The sequence below is a fragment of the Nocardioides sediminis genome, assembly GCF_003047295.1.
Lineage (GTDB): Bacteria > Actinomycetota > Actinomycetes > Propionibacteriales > Nocardioidaceae > Nocardioides > Nocardioides sediminis.
Genome location: NZ_PZYZ01000002.1, coordinates 95,642 through 113,003, shown reverse-complemented (window position 1 = coordinate 113,003; position 17,362 = coordinate 95,642). Strand labels below are relative to the sequence as shown.

14 protein-coding genes and 1 pseudogene are annotated in these 17,362 nt (G+C 74.8%); 6 read left to right on the top strand and 9 right to left on the bottom strand.

What is annotated here, in order from left to right:
- Positions 1-223 precede the first annotated feature (223 nt).
- The 3 genes and pseudogenes from DAI17_RS05325 to DAI17_RS05315 form a co-directional block, all read right to left on the bottom strand.
- A pseudogene (locus DAI17_RS05325) lies at positions 224-1,456 on the bottom strand (MFS transporter); the annotation flags it as partial.
- 48 nt (positions 1,457-1,504) lie between these two features.
- Complete coding sequence (locus DAI17_RS05320; protein WP_199904958.1) at positions 1,505-1,954, bottom strand: MarR family winged helix-turn-helix transcriptional regulator; 450 nt, start codon at positions 1,952-1,954, stop codon at positions 1,505-1,507.
- Between the two features lie 84 nt (positions 1,955-2,038).
- On the bottom strand, positions 2,039-3,523 hold the full coding sequence (locus DAI17_RS05315; RefSeq protein WP_107771882.1) for an NCS2 family permease: 1,485 nt from the start codon (positions 3,521-3,523) through the stop codon (positions 2,039-2,041).
- Between the two features lie 70 nt (positions 3,524-3,593).
- On the opposite strand from DAI17_RS05315, the gene DAI17_RS05310 reads away from it, so the two are divergent.
- Together DAI17_RS05310 and DAI17_RS05305 are read left to right on the top strand one after the other, a co-directional pair.
- Complete coding sequence (locus DAI17_RS05310) at positions 3,594-3,878, top strand: DUF2530 domain-containing protein (protein ID WP_234412253.1); 285 nt, start codon at positions 3,594-3,596, stop codon at positions 3,876-3,878.
- The gene (locus DAI17_RS05305; RefSeq protein WP_107771881.1) at positions 3,875-4,513 is read left to right on the top strand and encodes a class I SAM-dependent methyltransferase; all 639 of its coding nucleotides are present in this window, start codon (positions 3,875-3,877) and stop codon (positions 4,511-4,513) included. Before DAI17_RS05310 ends, DAI17_RS05305 begins: the two co-directional genes overlap by 4 nt.
- A gap of 10 nt (positions 4,514-4,523) precedes the next feature.
- Here the strand turns inward: DAI17_RS05305 and DAI17_RS05300 are convergent, their stop codons facing one another.
- A complete protein-coding gene (locus DAI17_RS05300; protein ID WP_234412251.1) occupies positions 4,524-5,300 on the bottom strand; it encodes a DUF3027 domain-containing protein in 777 nt (258 codons plus the stop codon).
- Between the two features lie 132 nt (positions 5,301-5,432).
- On the opposite strand from DAI17_RS05300, the gene DAI17_RS05295 reads away from it, so the two are divergent.
- Positions 5,433-6,860: an MFS transporter gene (locus DAI17_RS05295; RefSeq protein ID WP_234412249.1), complete on the top strand. Its 1,428-nt coding sequence runs from the start codon at positions 5,433-5,435 to the stop codon at positions 6,858-6,860.
- Here DAI17_RS05295 and DAI17_RS05290 read toward each other — a convergent pair.
- Both DAI17_RS05290 and larE read right to left on the bottom strand, forming a co-directional pair.
- Positions 6,857-7,252, bottom strand: coding sequence for a cold-shock protein (locus DAI17_RS05290; RefSeq protein ID WP_107771879.1), 396 nt, complete (start codon positions 7,250-7,252; stop codon positions 6,857-6,859). The two genes, DAI17_RS05295 and DAI17_RS05290, sit on opposite strands and share 4 nt — an antisense overlap.
- 123 nt (positions 7,253-7,375) lie before the next feature.
- Positions 7,376-8,827: an ATP-dependent sacrificial sulfur transferase LarE gene (larE, locus tag DAI17_RS05285; RefSeq protein WP_107771878.1), complete on the bottom strand. Its 1,452-nt coding sequence runs from the start codon at positions 8,825-8,827 to the stop codon at positions 7,376-7,378.
- Between the two features lie 222 nt (positions 8,828-9,049).
- On the opposite strand from larE, the gene DAI17_RS05280 reads away from it, so the two are divergent.
- Entirely contained in the window at positions 9,050-11,116 is a 2,067-nt protein-coding gene (locus DAI17_RS05280; RefSeq protein ID WP_159081363.1) for a S8 family serine peptidase, read from the top strand.
- Positions 11,117-11,139: 23 nt separating this feature from the next.
- Here the strand turns inward: DAI17_RS05280 and DAI17_RS05275 are convergent, their stop codons facing one another.
- Genes DAI17_RS05275 through DAI17_RS05265 form a run of 3 tightly spaced genes read right to left on the bottom strand, consistent with a single transcriptional unit; the run spans position 11,140 to position 14,430 of the window.
- On the bottom strand, positions 11,140-12,369 hold the full coding sequence (locus tag DAI17_RS05275) for an RDD family protein (protein ID WP_107771876.1): 1,230 nt from the start codon (positions 12,367-12,369) through the stop codon (positions 11,140-11,142).
- A gap of 13 nt (positions 12,370-12,382) precedes the next feature.
- Entirely contained in the window at positions 12,383-13,615 is a 1,233-nt protein-coding gene (locus DAI17_RS05270; protein ID WP_107771875.1) for an FHA domain-containing protein, read from the bottom strand.
- Entirely contained in the window at positions 13,612-14,430 is an 819-nt protein-coding gene (locus tag DAI17_RS05265; RefSeq protein ID WP_107771874.1) for a PP2C family protein-serine/threonine phosphatase, read from the bottom strand. Before DAI17_RS05265 ends, DAI17_RS05270 begins: the two co-directional genes overlap by 4 nt.
- A gap of 63 nt (positions 14,431-14,493) precedes the next feature.
- On the opposite strand from DAI17_RS05265, the gene DAI17_RS05260 reads away from it, so the two are divergent.
- Positions 14,494-16,779 carry a helicase C-terminal domain-containing protein gene (locus tag DAI17_RS05260; protein ID WP_107771873.1) on the top strand — a complete coding sequence of 762 codons (2,286 nt, stop codon included), beginning with the start codon at positions 14,494-14,496 and terminating at the stop codon, positions 16,777-16,779.
- 9 nt (positions 16,780-16,788) lie between these two features.
- Positions 16,789-17,313: a CGNR zinc finger domain-containing protein gene (locus DAI17_RS05255; RefSeq protein ID WP_107771872.1), complete on the top strand. Its 525-nt coding sequence runs from the start codon at positions 16,789-16,791 to the stop codon at positions 17,311-17,313.
- Positions 17,314-17,362 lie beyond the last annotated feature (49 nt).

The window sequence follows — 17,362 nt, the reverse complement described above, 5'->3', positions numbered from 1 at the left end:
GTGGTTCCCTTTCTTGGTCTCTCTCTCGCAACGGCAACCTGCCGGAGCGGTGAAGGTCGGGAACTGCCGCGTGATGCGGTGGTGCCCGGGCGCACGACGTGCTGTGCGCTGTCGTGGATGGCTACCCCGCGCGTCCGGAGATGGAGGCGCATGAGGGCAGGACAAACACGAGGAGTCAATCTACCGGCCGCCCCGAGGCGGGTCAAAACGCCAGCAGGCCACCTCAGTCGGCCGCGCGACCGGCCGTCGCGGGAGCACGCTGCGGCACCACGGAGATGCCCCGGGCCCGGGCGAAGAGGAGGGTCGCGAGCGCCACCCCGGCGATGGTCAGCAGCCCCCCGAGGACCAGCGTCCAGCGGGCGCCGAACGTCTCGCCGATCCAGCCGATCACCGGCGCGCCGGCGGGCGTGCCCCCCATGAAGATCATCATGTAGAGCGCCATCACCCGGCCCCGCATGCCCGGCTCGGTGTGCAGCTGCATGTAGGCGTTGGCACTGGTGATGAGGGTGAGCGCACTCAGTCCGATCAGGGGCGTCACCAGGGCGTAGGTGAGGTAGGACGGCATGAGGCCGGCGATGGTCACCACGGTGCCGAAGACCAGGCCCGCCCCGATCACGAGCCGGTGCCGCACGCGGGTGCGCCCGGCGGCGACCAGCGCCCCGGTCAGCGAGCCGACCGCCAGGAAGGTGCCGAGCAGCCCGTACTCGGTCGGCCCCTTGCCGAAGACCTCGGTGGCCATCAGCGCCGACGTCATCTGGAAGTTGAGGCCGAACGTCCCGGCGCTGAACACGATGGCCAGGATCAGCAGCAGGTCGGGCCGGGCCCGGACGTAGGCGACGCCCTCGCGGATCGCTCCGGGGCCGCGGTTGGTCGGCACCGGCGAGTCGAGGGCACTGGCGTCCATGCCGCGCAGGGCCAGGACCGGGGCGACGTACGACACGGCGTTGATGAGGATGACCCAGCCGGTGGCCACCGCTCCCCCGCCGAAGGCCGCGATGAGCACGCCGGCGACGGCCGGGCCCACGAGGCGGGCGGCGTTGAAGCTCGCGGAGTTGAGGCCGACGGCGTTGGTGAGGTCGTCGGGGTCGACGATCTCGGAGACGAAGGACTGGCGTGCGGGCGCGTCGAAGGCCGACGCGGTGCCGAGCACGAAGGCCAGCACGTAGACGTGCCAGATCTGCGCGGTGCCGGTGACGGCGAGCAGGCCGAGGACGGCGGCGGGCAGGGCCATGCCGAGGTTGGTCAGCTGGAGCAGCCGCTGCTTGGGCATCCGGTCGGCGACGAGCCCGGCGAAGGGCGCGATGAGCAGGAACGGCAGGAACTGCAGCCCGGTGGTGATGCCGAGCGCGGCGCCGCTGTTGGCGGTGAGCTGGAGGACCAGCCAGTCCTGCGCGACGCGCTGCATCCAGGTGCCGGTGTTGGACACGACACCGCCGGCGGCGTACAGGCGGTAGTTGGGGTTGGCGAGGGAGCGGAATCGGGGACTCGTGGTGACTCCTGGGTGTCAGTCGGCCTGCGAGAGGCGGTCGAGGAGGGGGGCGGCGCGGCGCAGGACGTCACGCTCGTCGGGGGTCAGGTGGGTGAGCCGGACGGCCAGCCAGGCGTCGCGACGCCTGCGGTCGGCGAGGACGACGCGGCGGCCCTGCTCGGTCAGGGAGACGATGACGACGCGGCCGTCGGTCTCGTGCGGGCGGCGTACGACGAGGCCCTCGCCCTCCAGGCAGGTCACCGTGCGCGTCATGGACGGCGGCTGCACGTGCTCGAGGCGGGCGAGCTCGCCGACCGTCTGGTCGCCGTGCCGGAACAGCAGGCCGAGCACCGCCATCTGGCCGAGGCTCAGGTCGTTGTCGGGGTGTCGCTCGCTGGCGAGCCGTCGCCGCAGGCGCATCACTCCGACACGGAGCTCGGCGGCGAGCCCCGCGTCCGTGCGGGCAACGGCTGCGGTCGTAGGCATGTCGTTAGCCTAACTCATTACCCGTGCTAACTATTCCGGCAAGGCAAGCCCCTCCCCGCTCGAGGCAGGGAGGGGCGCCAGGGATCAGGAGAGCCAGCCGTTGATGGGCGTGTAGGCGAAGTAGACGACGAACAGGGCGGCCACGACCCACATCAGCGGGTGCACGTCACGGACCTTGCCCATGACCAGCTTGATGAGGACGAAGGTCACGAAGCCCGCGCCGATGCCGACGCTGATCGAGTAGGTGAACGGCATGAGCACGACGGTGAGGAAGGCCGGGATGGCCAGCTCGGTGTCGCGCCAGTCGATCTCGGTGACCTGCTGCATCATCAGGAAGCCGACGAGGACCAGGGCGGGCACCGCCGCCTCGGACGGGATCGCCGCGACGAGCGGGGTGAAGAACGTGGCGAGCAGGAACAGCACGCCGGTGACGACGGAGGCCAGGCCCGTGCGGGCGCCCTCCCCCACCCCGGAGGCGGACTCGATGTAGGACGTGTTGGAGGAGACGCCGCCGGCGCCGCCGGCGATCGCGGCGACCGAGTCGACGACCAGGATGCGCTGCGCGTGCGGCGGCGTGCCCTCCTCGTCGTTGAGCCGGGCCTCGGCGCCGATGGCCGTCATCGTGCCCATGGTGTCGAAGAAGTCCGCCAGCAGCAGCGAGAAGACGAGCAGCAGGGCGGCGAGCACGCCGCCCTCGATCGTGGTGAAGGCGCCGAAGAGGTCGAACTCGCCGAGCGTGTCGAAGGTCGGCAGTCCCACGACGTCGCCGCTCAGGGTGGGCACGCTCAGCGACCAGCCGCCCGGGTTGTCGGCGGATGCGGGGCCGAGGTTGCCGACCGCCTCCACGATGACCGCGACGATCGTGGTGACCACGATGGAGATCAGGATCGCGCCGCGGACCCTGCGCACCCACAGCGCGACCATCAGCGCGAGGCCCAGGCAGAAGACCAGCACCGGCCAGCCCACGAGGTGGCCGTCCGCGCCGAGCTGCACGGGCACGGTGGTCTGGAAGGCGTCGGGGATGCGGGTGATGAACCGGGCGTCGACGAAGCCGATGAGGGCGATGAACAACCCGATCCCGACCGAGATCGCGACCTTCAGCTGCTGCGGCACCGCGTGGAAGACCGCCTTGCGGAAGCCGGTCAGCACCAGGACGAGGATCACGATGCCCTCGAGGACCACCAGGCCCATCGCGTCGCCCCACGTGGACTGCCGGGCGATGGAGTTGGCGACGAAGGCGTTGAGGCCGAGCCCGGTCGCCAGCGCCAGCGGGAAGTTGGCCACCCCGCCCATCAGGATCGTCAGCAGGCCCGCGATGAGCGCCGTGCCCGCGGCGATGGCAGGGATCCCGCTGCCCGGCTCGGTGCCGCCACCGAGGAACGCGCCGGTCGAGTCGGGGACGAAACCGAGGATCAGCGGGTTGAGCACGATGATGTAGGCCATGGTCAGGAACGTGACGATGCCGCCGCGCACCTCCCGGCCGACCGTCGAGCCGCGCTGGCTGATCTGGAAGTAGCCGTCGAGGCCCGACTTGGGGGACCGCTGCGCGGCCTGGGTCTTCTCACTCACGGCGGCAGTGTGGCAGAAGTGCGCCCCGGCGGTGTTCCGACGCCCGGGGACGAGCGGCTAGCGTGGCGACGTGGAGTTCAGGGACGAGCAGCCGACGCAGCACGAGATCGGCAACCGCACCTACATCGTGGCCGACGTCGAACCCCTCGACGTGGACGGCGTGCGGACCGTCGAGGTCGGCGTCGGGCTCTGGCTCCTGGCCTTCCTCGGGCTGCTGCCCTTCTACGGCACCCTGGCCGACACGGGCCGCACGTGGTGGCTCTGGACCTGCCTGGCCGGCTTCGGCCTGGGCCTGTGCGGACTGGAGTACGTACGCCGGCGCCGCAAGGCCCGCGCCATGCAGGACGAGGCGTGACCCGACCGACCCGATGGGAGCTCGCTGGGCCCGGCAACCGCGGCTACGGCGAGAAGTTCGGCCGGCTGGTCGCCGACGGCGAGGACGTCGACGGCGAGGCGCGGCTGGCCGACAGCCTGCTGGGCCGCGGCGCGCGGGTCCTGGACGTCGGGTCCGGCATGGGCCGCGTGGCCGCCGCCCTCGTGGCCCGGGGCCACGACGTCGTCGCGGTGGAGCCCGATGCCGCGCTCGTGGCACAGGCTCGCGCCACCTACCCCGACCTCGAGGTCCAGCACGCCGATGTCCTCGACGCCACGCTGGAGGGCGAGTTCGACCTGGTCGTGCTGGTCGGCAACGTGATGGTCTTCCTGGCCGAGGACACCGAGCGCGCGGTGCTGGCGCGGGTGCGGTCGATGCTGGCAGCGGGAGGACGGGTGCTGGTCGGCTTCCACCCGCTCGACGGGCCTGCCGCGGCCCGCGACTACCCGCCCGAGGAGTTCGTCGCCGACGTCGTCGCGAGCGGACTGCGCGTGGACGCCCGCTTCGGCTCCTACGAGCTGCACCCGCCGTCGCCGGCGTACGCCGTGTGGCTGCTCGCCCGGGACGACGTCTCGACCGCTGGGACGTCGTCCGGCCACCCGATGGGGCCGGGCTGAGCGAGCGCCCTCAGAGGGTCTCGAGCTCGTCGTCGGTCAGCGTGTCGAAGACGTGGTCGGGGACCGGGATCGGCTGCTGCTTGCGGGCCAGCTTGACCTCCGAGTGCGCGCCGCACCCGTGGTCGACGGACACCACGCGGCCGTCGTCATTGGCGTTGCCGTTGGCGCAGACGCCGAAGGTGCCGGCGAGGTGTCCCGACAGGCGCACCAGGAACCCGCACGACCAGCACGACTCCGGCGCGCTCTTCGCGAGGGGCGCCTCGGGGCCACCGTCACCGGCGTACCAGCGCTCGGCGGCCATGTCGATGCCCTCGGGCGAGAGGGTGCGGACCCGGCCGAGCCCGAGGTCCTGGGCGACCTGGCGCACCTGCGCCTTGGCGTCGGCGTCGAGCGGGTCGTCGCCGAAGGAGTAGGTCGGCACCAGCCGGGGGTCCTCGTCCTCGACGGGGAGCAGGTCGCCCGGAGACAGGTCGCCCGGCTGCAGCCGCTCCTTGTAGGGGACCCAGGGCGGCGCGACGATCGCCTCGGCGCCGGGGATCAGGACGACCTCGTTGACGGTGGGCTCGCTGCTGCCCTCGGCGCGGGACAGGGTGACCGACCAGCGCCAGCCGACGTACCCGGCCCGCGTGCACTCGAAGAGGTGGGTGAGGACGGGCTCTCCCTCGCTCTCGGCGCCCAGGTGCTGGCCGACGTCGCCCGGGTCGGCGAGGTCGAGGACCACGGTGCGCGCGAGGTCGCTGGCCGCGGCCAGGGTGGCGTCGGGCGAGGACTCGGCGAGGGCGATCACCGGCGCATCATGACAAACCCCCGTGGCTCCTGTCAGGTCGACCGGCCCATCGGGGTCCGTCGGGGTCCTGCTGCGCACCCGTGGAGCACCTGCAGGGCAGGATTGGCCCATGCCACACGGCAGGATGGGGACATGACCGCCGACCACGACCAGCGCAGCGACAGGACCGGTCGGGCGCGCCTGGGCAGCGCCGGTCGCGGGGTGCGCGCGGCGGGCGGCGGCGTGGGCCGAGGGATGGCCGGCGCGGGCCGGGCCACGGGCCGGGCGAGCCGCTGGACGGTGGAGCAGGCGCGGCGCGCGGCGCGCGCGGAGGGCGCGGGCGACTCCGGCCTCTCCCGCCTCATCGGGCTCCACGCCTTCAACGCCGCGGGCGACGCCGCCGTCGCGATCTCGCTGGCCGGCACGCTGTTCTTCCAGGTCCCAACGGGCGAGGCGCGCAGCCAGGTCGCGCTCTTCCTCGGCCTCACGATGCTGCCCTTCGCCATCGTCGCGCCCCTGATCGGCCCGTTCCTCGACCGGTTCAGCCACGGGCGCCGCTGGGCCATCGGCTCGACGATGGCGACCCGCGCGTTCTTGTGCTGGGTGCTGGCGACGGCGGTCGTCACGGACTCCCAGTGGCTGTTCCCCGCCGCGCTCGGCGTGCTGATCGCGTCCAAGGCGTACGGCGTGACGCGGGCCGCCGCGGTCCCCCGCCTGCTGCCGCCCGCCCTCACCCTGGTCAAGGCCAACGCCCGCGTCTCGCTCGCGGGGGTGGTCGGCGCGACCGTCTCGGCGCCGGTCGCGGTGCTGGCCTCCACGGCCGGGTCGGAGTGGTCGCTGCGCTACGCGTTCGTGCTCTTCGTGGTCGCCACGGTCCTGGCGATCCGGCTCCCCGAACGGGTCGACTCCAGCATCGGCGAGGAACAGCTCGCGCTCATGCCGGGGCCGAGCGCCGGCCCCCGGACGACGCCGGCCCGACGCCGGGTGCCTGCCGCCGTGGCGTTCGCCCTCAAGGCCAACTGCGGGCCGCGCTGGCTGAGTGGGTTCCTCATCATGTTCATGGCGTTCCTGCTCCGCGACAACCCGATCAGCGACTGGCGGCCCGAGGCGCTGCTGGGCCTGGTCATCGGGGCGGCCGGCCTCGGCAACACGCTCGGGATCGCGCTCGGCTCCCTGCTGCGACGCCTCGACCCGGCCCTCACCGTGGTGCTGGCCCTGGTGGCCGACGTCGTCGCCGTCCTGGTGGCCGCGCTGTTCTACGGCCTGCTCCCCCTGGCGGTCCTCGGCCTCACCGCGGGGCTGGCCCAGTCGCTGGCCAAGCTGTCGCTGGACTCCACCATCCAGCGCGACGTCCCCGAGCGGATCCAGGCCAGCGCCTTCGCGCGCTCCGACACCACCCTGCAGCTGGCGTGGGTGATCGGCGGCTTCGTCGGGATCGCGATGCCGCTGATGCCGCACCTCGGCCTCGGGATCGCCTGCGGCGTCCTGGTGGCGTGGGGCGTCTACGTGCTCGTCACCCGCCCGGCCCGGGAGGCCCCGGCGACCATGGCACGGGGGCGCGCTGACCGGGCGCCGGACTAGAGCTCGAGCTCGTCGGCCAGCGCCCGCAGCAGCTTGGCGGTGGGACGCGCGGTCTTGGCCTCGGGGTGGCGGCCGTGGCGGTAGGTCTCGCCGACGCCGTCGAGCAGCCGGATCAGGTCCTCGACGATGCCGACCATGACCTCGGGGTCCTTGCGCTGGGCGCTGCGCTGGTTGCGGCTGACCGAGGCCGGCGCGTCGAGCACGCGGACCTGGAGGGCCTGCTCGCCGCGGCGCCCCTGGGCGATGCCGAACTCGACGCGCGTGCCGGCCTTGAGGGTCGAGACGCCCTGCGGCAGCGCGTCGGCGTGCACGTAGACGTCCGGTCCCCCGTCCTGGGAGAGGAACCCGAAGCCCTTGTCGGCGTCGAACCACTTCACCTTGCCACTGGGCACGGTCTCGACCTCTTCATTCGTGCGGTGTCTTCGTGGGAGCAGGCCGTCGACCTGCCGCAGGGGCAGGGGGCCCGAGCGCGCAAAGACTATGTGTGCGCACGGACAACCCGCCAACGGATACCCCTATTCCGCGGCCAGCGCCTCGTTGAGCGACCCGGACCGGAACCCCCGCGGGTCCACGTCCACGTGGGCGAAGCCGGCGCCCCGCACCGCGTCCACCACCGCGGCCCGCGCCGGCGAGTCGTCGGACAGGTGGTCCCGGACGAGCGCGGCATCGAGCTCGATGCTCGCCCGCTCCCCCAGGTCGCGCACCCGCAGGTCACGGCTCTCCAGGCCGGCGGTGGCCAGCGCCGAGCGCACCGCGGCCTCCGCTCGCTCCACCCGCGCCAGCCGGTGGGGGGTCACCTCGACGCCGTAGGCCACGCGGGAGGAGAGGCAGGCGGCGGCCGGCTTGTCCCACGTGGGCAGGCCCCAACGACGCGAGGCACGGCGTACGTCGTCCTTGCTGAGGCCGGCGTCGAGCAGCGGCGTCACCGCGCCCCGCTCGGCGGCGGCCCGGATGCCGGGCCGGAAGCCCGCCACCGCGTCGTCGGCGTTGGTGCCGGTGGCGACGTGCGCGATGCCGTGCTCGTCGGCCAGGGGGCGGAGCGTCTCGACCAGCTCCGCCTTGCAGAAGTAGCAGCGCTCGCCGGAGTTGGCGCGGTAGCCCTCGCGCTCCATCTCGTGGGTCCGCGGGGTGAGCAGCCGGACGCCCAGCGACTCGACGAAGGCCCGGCCGGGGTCGCGCTCGACCGCCGGCAGCGAGTCGGAGTAGCCCGTGGCGGCCAGGACCCGCTCGGTCCCCAGCGTCCGCACCGCCGCGGCGAGGAGCAGCGCGCTGTCGGCGCCGCCGCTGAAGGCGACGACCACGGAGCCGAGCTCGCGCAGCCTCGCCTCGAGCGCCGCCAGCCGCAGGTCGAGCACGTGGTCGTCGAGCCACGCCGGGAAGTCCTCGAGCGAGTCCAGCACCACGTGGGTGCCGGCCTCGACGAGCTCCTCGCGCGTGCAGCCACCGGTGAGCACCGAGACGCTCGTCGCGCCCGCCGCCAGTGCGCCCTCGACGTCGTGCACGTGGTCGCCGACGTAGACCGAGGCACCCTGTTCGCGCAGCACGGCGGCCTTGCCCACGCCCCACACCTCGCCGGCGACGAGGTCGACGTCGAGCGCGAGGTGGTCGACGTGGCGGTGGGCGTTGGCGGTGAACTTGCCGGTGACCAGCAGGGTCCGGCCGCGGTGGCGGCGTACGGCGGCGAGGGACTCGTGCGCGCCGGCGAACGCGGGGACGGGCAGGATCGAGTGGTCGACGTACAGCTCGCGGAAGCGGGCGATCGCCGGGGCGACCGCCTCCTCCGCCAGGTGGGGGGACAGCAGGTGGTCGAGCGGAGGACCTAGGCGCTCGGTCATCTCCTCGATCGGCAGGTCGACGCCGAGCTCGCCCGCCAGGGCCGACAGGGTCGCCGCGAAGCCCGGGACGGTGTCGATGAGGGTCATGTCGAGGTCGAAGCCCACCACGAGCTCGGGGGGCGAGGACGTCATGTCGCCAGCGTACGGCGCCGTTCCCCGTCCACAGCGCGACGGTCTCCGCATTGAAACGTCCCGAACTGCCTGACACGATGGGCCGCTCGCGTCACCATGGGGCACTGCTGCTCCACCGACCACGACCATGATCCGGACCCCGCCGTGCTCCTCCACCCTCGCACCCGAGCGCCTCGCACCCGAGCGCCCCGCGGACGCCCGCGCCGCACCGCGGTCCTCGCCGTGCTCGCGAGCGTGGCCGCCGGCCTCGCCTCGACCGCCCTCGGCGGCGCCGCGAGCGCGGAGGGTGGGGGCGTCCCGGCCCTGCAGCTCATCACGCTGACCGGTCCGGGCACGTCGGGCGGTGACACCGGTCCGGGCGAGCTCCTCGCCCGCCAGGACGCCGTGCTGGCCAAGGTGGGCAACCCGACGACGACCTACCGCTGGACCACCGCCCTCAACGGCTTCGCCGTCGAGCTCACGCCCGAGCAGGTGGCGGTCGTGGAGTCCGACCCCGAGGTGGCGTCGGTCGAGGCCAACTCGGTGCGGCCCATGTCCGCCCGGCGCACGCCGGTGCCGTCGTCCGCGCAGGTCCGGCAGCCTCGGGCCACCGGAGGTGCCGGGGTGGTGATCGGGCTCGTCGACTCCGGGCTCGCGCCCGAGTCGCCCCTCTTCGCCGGTGTCCCCGGTCTCGGTCGCGGCCCGAAGGACTTCGCCGGGTCGTGCGAGGTCGGGGAGGACTGGCCGGCCACGACCTGCAACCGCAAGGTCGTCGCCTCCGGCTGGTGGGTCGCCGGTTTCGGTCCCGAGCGGATCCGCTCCTCGGAGCACCTCTCCCCCCGCGACGCGGTCGGCCACGGCACGCAGGTGGCCTCCGTCGCCGCCGGCAACGCCGGGGTGAGCGTGCGCATGCGGGGCCGCACCATCGGCGAGTTCGGTGGCATCGCACCGCAGGCCCGGATCGCCCCCTACAAGGCCTGCTGGGGCGCCCCCGACCCCCGCGACGACGGCTGCGCCACCGCCGACCTGGTCAGCGCCATCGACCGGGCGACCGCCGACGGCGTCGACGTGCTCGACCTCGCCGTCGCCGGTCCGCCCGGCACCGACACCGTCGAGCGCGCCCTGCTGGGCGCCGCGGAGGCCGACATCGTGGTCGTGGCGGCCGCCGGCAACGACGGTCGCGAGGAGTACGCCGCCCACGGCAGCCCGTGGGTCACCACCGTCGGCGCCTCGCTGGGCAGCGTCTGGCAGGGCCGGGTCTCCGTGGTCGGCGGCCCGACACTGACCGGCGCGAGCCGCTCGCGCCGCACGTCACCGCCCACGCGCCTGGTCCTGGGCGCCGACGCGGCCGCCCCTGGCGCCACCCGCCGCCACGCCGCGCAGTGCCGTCCCGGGTCCTTGGACGCCGCCGCCACCGCGGGCCGCGCCGTCTACTGCGAGCGCGGCGGCATCGGCCGCATCGACAAGTCCGAGGCCGTGGCCCTGGCCGACGGCGTGGCCATGGTGCTCGGCAACGTGCGACCGGGCCCGGTCGTCGACGACTTCCACGCCGTCCCCACGGTCCAGCTCAGCGCGCCGGACGCGCAGCGCCTCACGCGGTGGGTGCGCAGCCACGACCGCACCTCGATCCGGATGTCGGGCGTCGCCCCCTCACCCGTCGCCGGGCGCACCGCGGCCTGGTCCCCCTCGGGCGACCCGCGGTCCAGCGTGATCAAGCCCGACGTCGTCGCGGTGGGCGACGGCGTCCTCGGGGCCGTCCCCGACCAGCGGGGCTGGGCGATGTTCGGTGGCACCTCGGCGGCCGCGGCCCGGGTGGCCGGTGCCGCCGCGCTGCTGCGCTCGCGCCACGACTGGCGGGCGCCCGTGGTGCGCTCGGTGCTCGCGACCACCGCGGTCCCCCTCGGCACGGAGTCGGTGCTGCGCCAGGGCGGCGGCCGCGCCGGCGCCGACGTGCGCGGTGCGCGGCTCGCGCTGGTGGTGCGTACGCCGCGCTACCGCGAGGTCCTCGAGTCCGGCTCCTGGGGCGACCTCAACCAGTCCTCGGTCCTGGTGCGCGCCACCGGGTCGGTCACCCGCCGCGTGACCAACCTCGGCTCGCGAGCGGAGTACTTCTCCGCGCAGGCGATCGGCTTCACCCGCCACCGGGTGCGGGTCACCCCGCTGGCGGCGCGCCTGAGCCCGGGCGAGACGGCGACGTTCCGCATCACCGTCACCGGTCCCTCCACCCCGGGCCACGTGGACGACGGCTGGATCCGGTGGCGGGGCGCACGCGGGTCGGTGACCCGGGTGCCGGTGGCCATCACCCGCTGAGCCCGACCCCGGGCTAAGCCGGGTCACGCCTCCCGGCGCACCTCCATCGACCGGTCCCCGAAGGTGACCGTGTCGCCGTCGACCAGCGTGGCGGGCTTCCCCGGCGAGAGCTGCCGGGCGACGCCCTGACGGGTGAGCGTGGAGCCGTTGGTCGAGCCGCGGTCCATCACCACGAGCGCCCCGTCGGGGGCCGGGGCGAACTGGGCGTGCGTCTTGGACACCGACATGTCGGCCGAGGTGAGCGGGACCAGGTGCCACACCGCCTCGCCGGCGCGCGGCTCGGGTCGCCGACCGACGAGCACCATGCCCTCGACGACGAAGGTCTGGCCGTCGTCGAACCGCACCCGCCATCGCGGCCCGGTGTGCGTGCTCGGTCCCGGTCCGGCCGCCGCTCCGGGCCGGGGACGGACGACGGTCCGCCCCGGGTCGTCGACCGGCGGGCGGTGGATGACCGGCTGCTGGGGTGCGGGGGCCGAGGGGGGCTGCTGCTGGTGGTGCGCCACTGCCGGGGTGGCCGGGAGCTGTGGGGTCGCGGGCCGGGGCGTCGCGGGGGCCTCGGCCGTGCCGCCCGGCGCCGGGTGCGCCCGGCGGGCCGCCGGGGCGGGTGCCGGGGCGGGTGTCGGAGCCGGCGCGTGGGTCGGGGCGGGGCGGGACTCGGGTGCCGGCCGCGTCATGGGCGGCGGCGCCTGGAAGACCGGGGTCTCGACAGCGGGAGCGGGGACCAGCCGCATGGCGGTCAGGTTGACGACGTGCCGCGGGCTCTCGTCGACGGACTCGGCGACCACCTCGACCGGCCGGACGTCCACGACGACCGACGAGGCAAGGTGGTCGTGCCAGCCGCGGCGCTGCCGGCCGCGGTCCTCCACGGCGGTCCACGCGAGCGTCGCCAGGCCGATCCCGAACGTGGGCAGTGAGGCGGCCGCGACCACCAGGGAGCGGACCAGCGCGGGTCCTACGCCGATCGGCGTACCGGTGCCGTGGTGCACGACCCGCAGGCCGACGGCGGACTTGCCCGGCGTGCTGCCCGACACCCCGGTCATCACGGCCAGGACCAGCCAGCCCAGGACCATCGCGCCCGCGACGATGCCGACGACGGCCCAGGGTCGGTCACCCAGCACCAGCCAGGAGCCGACGCCCACCAGGACGTAGACACCCCAGGTGAGGAGGCGGTCTGTCGCGAAGGCGTAGAACCGTCGCTCCAGCCCGGCGATCGGGTAGGTGGTGGCCGGGGCCTCGGTCTGCTGCTGCGTCACGTGCGGTCCTGCGTCAGGGGTTGGTGGTCTGGATGGTGACGCCGTCGCCGAGGTCGAGGATCGCGCCGGGGATCAGCGACACGGCGATGCCGGCCTGGAGGTCCTCGGGCGGGAGCCCCGGCTGGACGAGCACCGTGCCGTTGGTCGACCCCAGGTCGGTGACGACGGCGCTGCCGTGGTCGGCCCCGGCCCCCGGGCGGATCTCCAGGTGGGTCGAGGAGATCTCGTGCTGGGGGCTCGCGACGGTGACCAGGCGCGGCTGGTCGCTCGACGCGAAGCGGCGGGCCTCGGGAGCCCGGCCCACGACGATCGTGCGGTCGACCTCCACGACCTCGCCGGTGGACAGCACGAGCTTGGCGACCGGCCGGGAGACCACCGGCGGGGCCAGCTCCTGGCCGGGGATGCCCGGGCGGACGAACGAGTCCGCGGGCGGGCCGACCGTGGTGTGGCCGTCGTGGTCGTCCCTGCCGTCATGGACGTCGAGGACGGCGTGGCCGTCGGCGAGCGGTTCCGCGATCGCCGGCTGCTCGCCGGTCGGGGTCGGGTCCTCGTCGGTGGGGGCGCCGAAGGTGAGGGGCTCGCCCGTCTCGGGCGCTCCCGTCGTGGGCTCCGAGGTCGCCGCCTCGATGGGTACGACGTCCGCGACCGGCTCGTACGGCGCGACCGGCTCGCTCGGCTCGGCCTGCTCGGGCTCGGGCGCCTGTGCCACCGGCTCGGCGACGGGCCGGGACTCCTCCGCCCGGTCCGGCTCCTCCTGAGGAGCGTGGGAATCGGCAGGCGGGGTCACCGCGCCGGCACCGTCGACGCCGGCCGAGTCCCCGAAGGACAGGGAGCCGACCCGCGCGATGCCGGAGACCAGCACCTGGTCGGCGGGACCGCCGCCCTCGAGGACGACCGCGCCGCCGGTGACGCCGTGGAGGGTCCGGTCGGCCCACATGCCCTCGCCGTCGCCGGAGACGACCGCGTCGCCGTCGGCGGTGGCCAGGGTGAGCGTCACGCCTCCCCGGACGAGTGCGCGGGTGCCCTCGCCGTGGCCGACGAGCACGAACCCGCCGAGCGCGCGGATCCCGCCGGCGAGCAGTCCGTCGAGCACCTCGTCGAAGTCGGCGCCGCCGTCGACGAGCTCCCAGAGGCCGGCCACGCGCGCCCGCTCCTCGCCGGGGAGCAGCAGGGTGACCCGGTGGCCGAGGACGGCGTACCAGCTCCCGGTCGACAGCTGCCGAGGATGACCAGTGGACTCACTCACGGACGGGCCCCCAACTTGTCTTCGAGACTCGCGAGCTGGCGCTCGGAGTCGTACGAGTCGTCGTGCACCAATCCCACCACATCGATGACGACGGCGGTGGCGTTGTCGCGGCCGCCGGCGTCGAGGGCCGCGCGCACGAGTGCGTCCGCCGCGTCGCGCGGGTCGTGGACCGCGTCGAGGATCGCGGCGATCTCGGAGTCGGGGATCATCCCGGAGATGCCGTCGCTGCACAGCAGCAGCCGCTCGGCCGCGGACAGCGGCAGCAGGAAGAAGTCGGGCCGGACGCCCTCGGGGCTGCCGAGGGCCCGGGTGATCACGTGCCGCTCGGGGTGGACCGCGGCCTCCTCGGCGGTGATGCTGCCCGCGTCGACGAGCTCCTGGACCACCGAGTGGTCGACGCTCACCTGGTCGAGGCGGCCGTCGTCGAAGCGGTAGATGCGGGAGTCGCCGAGGTTGGCCAGCAGCCACTTGGTGGTGCCCGCGTCGTCGACGAGGACGGCCACCACCGCGGTGGTGCCTGCGTGCCAGCGCGGGTGCTCGGCGCGCTGGCCCTCGCCGTACTCGACGATCCGGGCCTGCGCGCGGGCGATGGTGTCCGAGACGTGCTCGGCGCCGCGCCGCGGGTCGTAGCCGCGCTCGACGAGCCGGGCGAACTCCTCGACGACGATGCGGCTGGCGACGTCGCCGCCGGCGTGGCCGCCCATCCCGTCGGCGACGACGAAGACCGGCGGCGCGACCAGGAACGAGTCCTCGTTGACGGTCCGGACGTGCCCGACGTCGGTGGCGGCTCCGTGGTGCAGGTCGACCGGCTTCATGCCCTGTCCTCGCGCTCGTGGACGATGAGCCCCGGGGTGGGCTCGGCGAGTAGCGTAGAAGGGATGTCGAGCACAGAGCAGGCGGCGCCCCCACGCACGCTCGCCGACCAGCTGCGTGGCTGGCCGGACGAGCGGCTCGCCCGGCTGCTCGCGGAACGTCCCGACCTTGCCACTCCTGCACCTCACGATTCCGCACAGCTGGCCTCGCGGGCAGCCACTCGCAGCTCTGTCATCCGGGCGCTCGACAGCCTCACCCGCCTCGAGCTCTCGGTCCTTGATGCCCTCGTGGTTGCAGGTCAAACCACCTCGGACCGACTTGTCTCGATGGTCAACGCCGAGGAGGCCGCGGCCGGCGCGGCGCTCGACCGCCTCCTCGACCTCGCGCTCGTCTGGGAGTCCCCGGGCGGGCTGCGGCCCCTGAGCGGCGTGGCCGACGCGCTGCGCGGTGGCGAGAGCGCCGGGGTCAGCGGCCTGCGCCCGATGTCGCCCGAGCCGGCCGACCCGGCCACCCTGGCCGAACGGATCGAGGCCCTGTCGCCGGCGGCGCGCGCGCTGCTGGCCCACGTGGACGACCACGGCGGCGAGGGCACCACCGGGAGCGCGCGTCGTACGGTCTCGGCGGCGGACGCCGCCACCCCGGCCGAGGAGCTCATCGCCCACCGCCTGCTGCTCCCCCGCGACGGCACGACCGTGGTGCTGCCCGGCGAGGTCGGCCTGGCGCTCCGCGGCGGTCGCACGACGCGCACGCCCCGCGACGAGGTGCCCGAGGTCGCCACCACCGAGCGCGACGTCGCGCTGGTCGAGCGCAGTGCGGCCGGCGCCGCCTTCGAGGCCGTACGACGCGTGGAGCTGGTGCTGGACCACTGGGGGCTCGAGCCGCCGGGCGTCCTGCGCGGCGGCGGGCTCGCCGTGCGCGACCTCAAGGCCACCGCCCGCGACCTGCAGGTCACCGAGCCCGAGGCCGGGCTGCTCGTCGAGCTGGCCGCGATCGCCGGCCTGCTGACCGAGGGCACCGACGAGGACGGCGACGCCGTGTGGCTGCCGACGGACGCCTTCGACGCCTGGTCGGCCGGCTCCGTCGCCGAGCGGTGGACCGCACTGGTCTCGGCCTGGCTGGAGACGACCCGCATCGCGTCGCTGATCGGCACGCGCGACTCCGGCGGCCGCACGTGGAACGCCCTGGCCCCCGACCTGGCCAGCGTCCTGGCCCCCGAGGCACGCCGGCTGGCGCTGGAGGAGCTGGCGGCGCTGCCGGCCGGGGCCGCGCTCGCCACCGGCACCGGGGTGCCGTCCGTGGTGCAGCGCGTGGCGTGGCGGCGACCGCGGCGCCCGCCGGTGCACCGCGAGCTGGTGGCCGCGGCGGTCGACGAGGCGGCGGCCCTCGGCCTCACCGGCGCCGGGGCGCTGTCGGAGGCGGGACGGGCGGTGCTGACCGGCGACCACGACGCGGCCGTCGCCGCGATCACCCCACACCTGCCGCACCCCGTCGACCACGTGCTCGTCCAGGCCGACCTCACCGCCGTGGCCCCCGGGCCGCTCGAGGCCGACCTGGCCCGCACCCTGCACCTCGTCGCCGACGTGGAGTCCCGCGGCGGTGCCACGGTCTACCGCTTCACCCCCGGCTCGGTGCGTCGTGCCTTCGACGCGGGCTGGACGGCCGTCGAGGTGCACGAGTTCGTCGCGTCGGTGTCGCGCACCCCGGTCCCCCAGCCGCTCACCTACCTGGTCGACGACGTGTCGCGGACCTTCGGCACGGTGCGCGTCGGGCAGGCCGAGTCTTTCCTGCGGGCGGACGACGAGGGCGCGCTGACCGAGCTGCTGCACCACCCGCAGGCCGCCTCCCTGGGGCTGCGCAGGATCGCGCCGACCGTGCTGGTCAGCACGACGCCGGTCGACGTGCTCCTCCCCCGCCTCCGCGACCTGGGGGCCGCGCCCGTCGTGGAGGCCCCCGACGGCACGGTGCGCGTCGCCCGGCGCGACCTGCTGCGGGCCCGCCGGCCGCGAGCGGGCCGCAGCCGCGGCGCCGCGATGGCCCGCGCGCAGGCCGGCGTCGCCGCGGTCGTGTCCGCGATCCGCAGCGGCGACCGCGCCACCGCCTCCCGTCCCGCGACTCCGACCGCCGGCACGACGCCGTCGAGCGCCCTCGCCGCGCTGCGCGAGGCCATCGAGGCCGGCAGCACCGTGGTCATCGGCTACGTGGACAACCACGGCACCCGCTCGGACCGCGTCGTGGACCCGGTCCGCCTCGAGGGCGGGAGCCTCACCGCGCACGACCACCGGGCCGACGACCTCCGGGCCTTCGCCGTGCACCGCATCACGTCCGTCGCTCCGCTCCCGGCCCGTCCGTAGGCTGGCGACGTGGACTTCATCAGGTACGCCGAGGCGTCGGCCGCGCTGCTCAACGCGGACCTCGCCGACCGGGCCGGCCTGGTCGACCACCTCGCCGACCGCAGCTGGTTGCACGCCTCCGTGACGCCGGGCGACGCGGCCGAGCTGCGGGAGTTCCAGGTCGCGCTGCGCCCGGTCTTCGAGGCCTCGGAGGCGGGCGAGGTGTCCGCGGTCGTCTCGCGGCTCAACGACCTGCTGGCCCGGCACCCGATCACCCCGATGATCAGCGAGCACGACCCGGCCCACCTGCACATGCACGTGGCCAACCGGGCGGCCACCGTGGCGGAGCTGCTCATCGGCGAGTCCCTGATGGGCCTGGCCACGCTGGTCTGCGACCTCGGGGCCACGCGCCTCGGGGTGTGCCACGCCAGCCCCTGCACCCACGTCTTCGTCGACACCTCGCCCAACCAGTCGCGACGCTACTGCTCGGACCGGTGCTCCTCGCGCGCCAACGTCAAGGCCTACCGGGCCCGCCAGCGGGCCGCGGCGAGCTGACGTCGTACGCCGTCCGGGCCCCGTTGCGGGCGCTCCGTAGGCTGGGCCG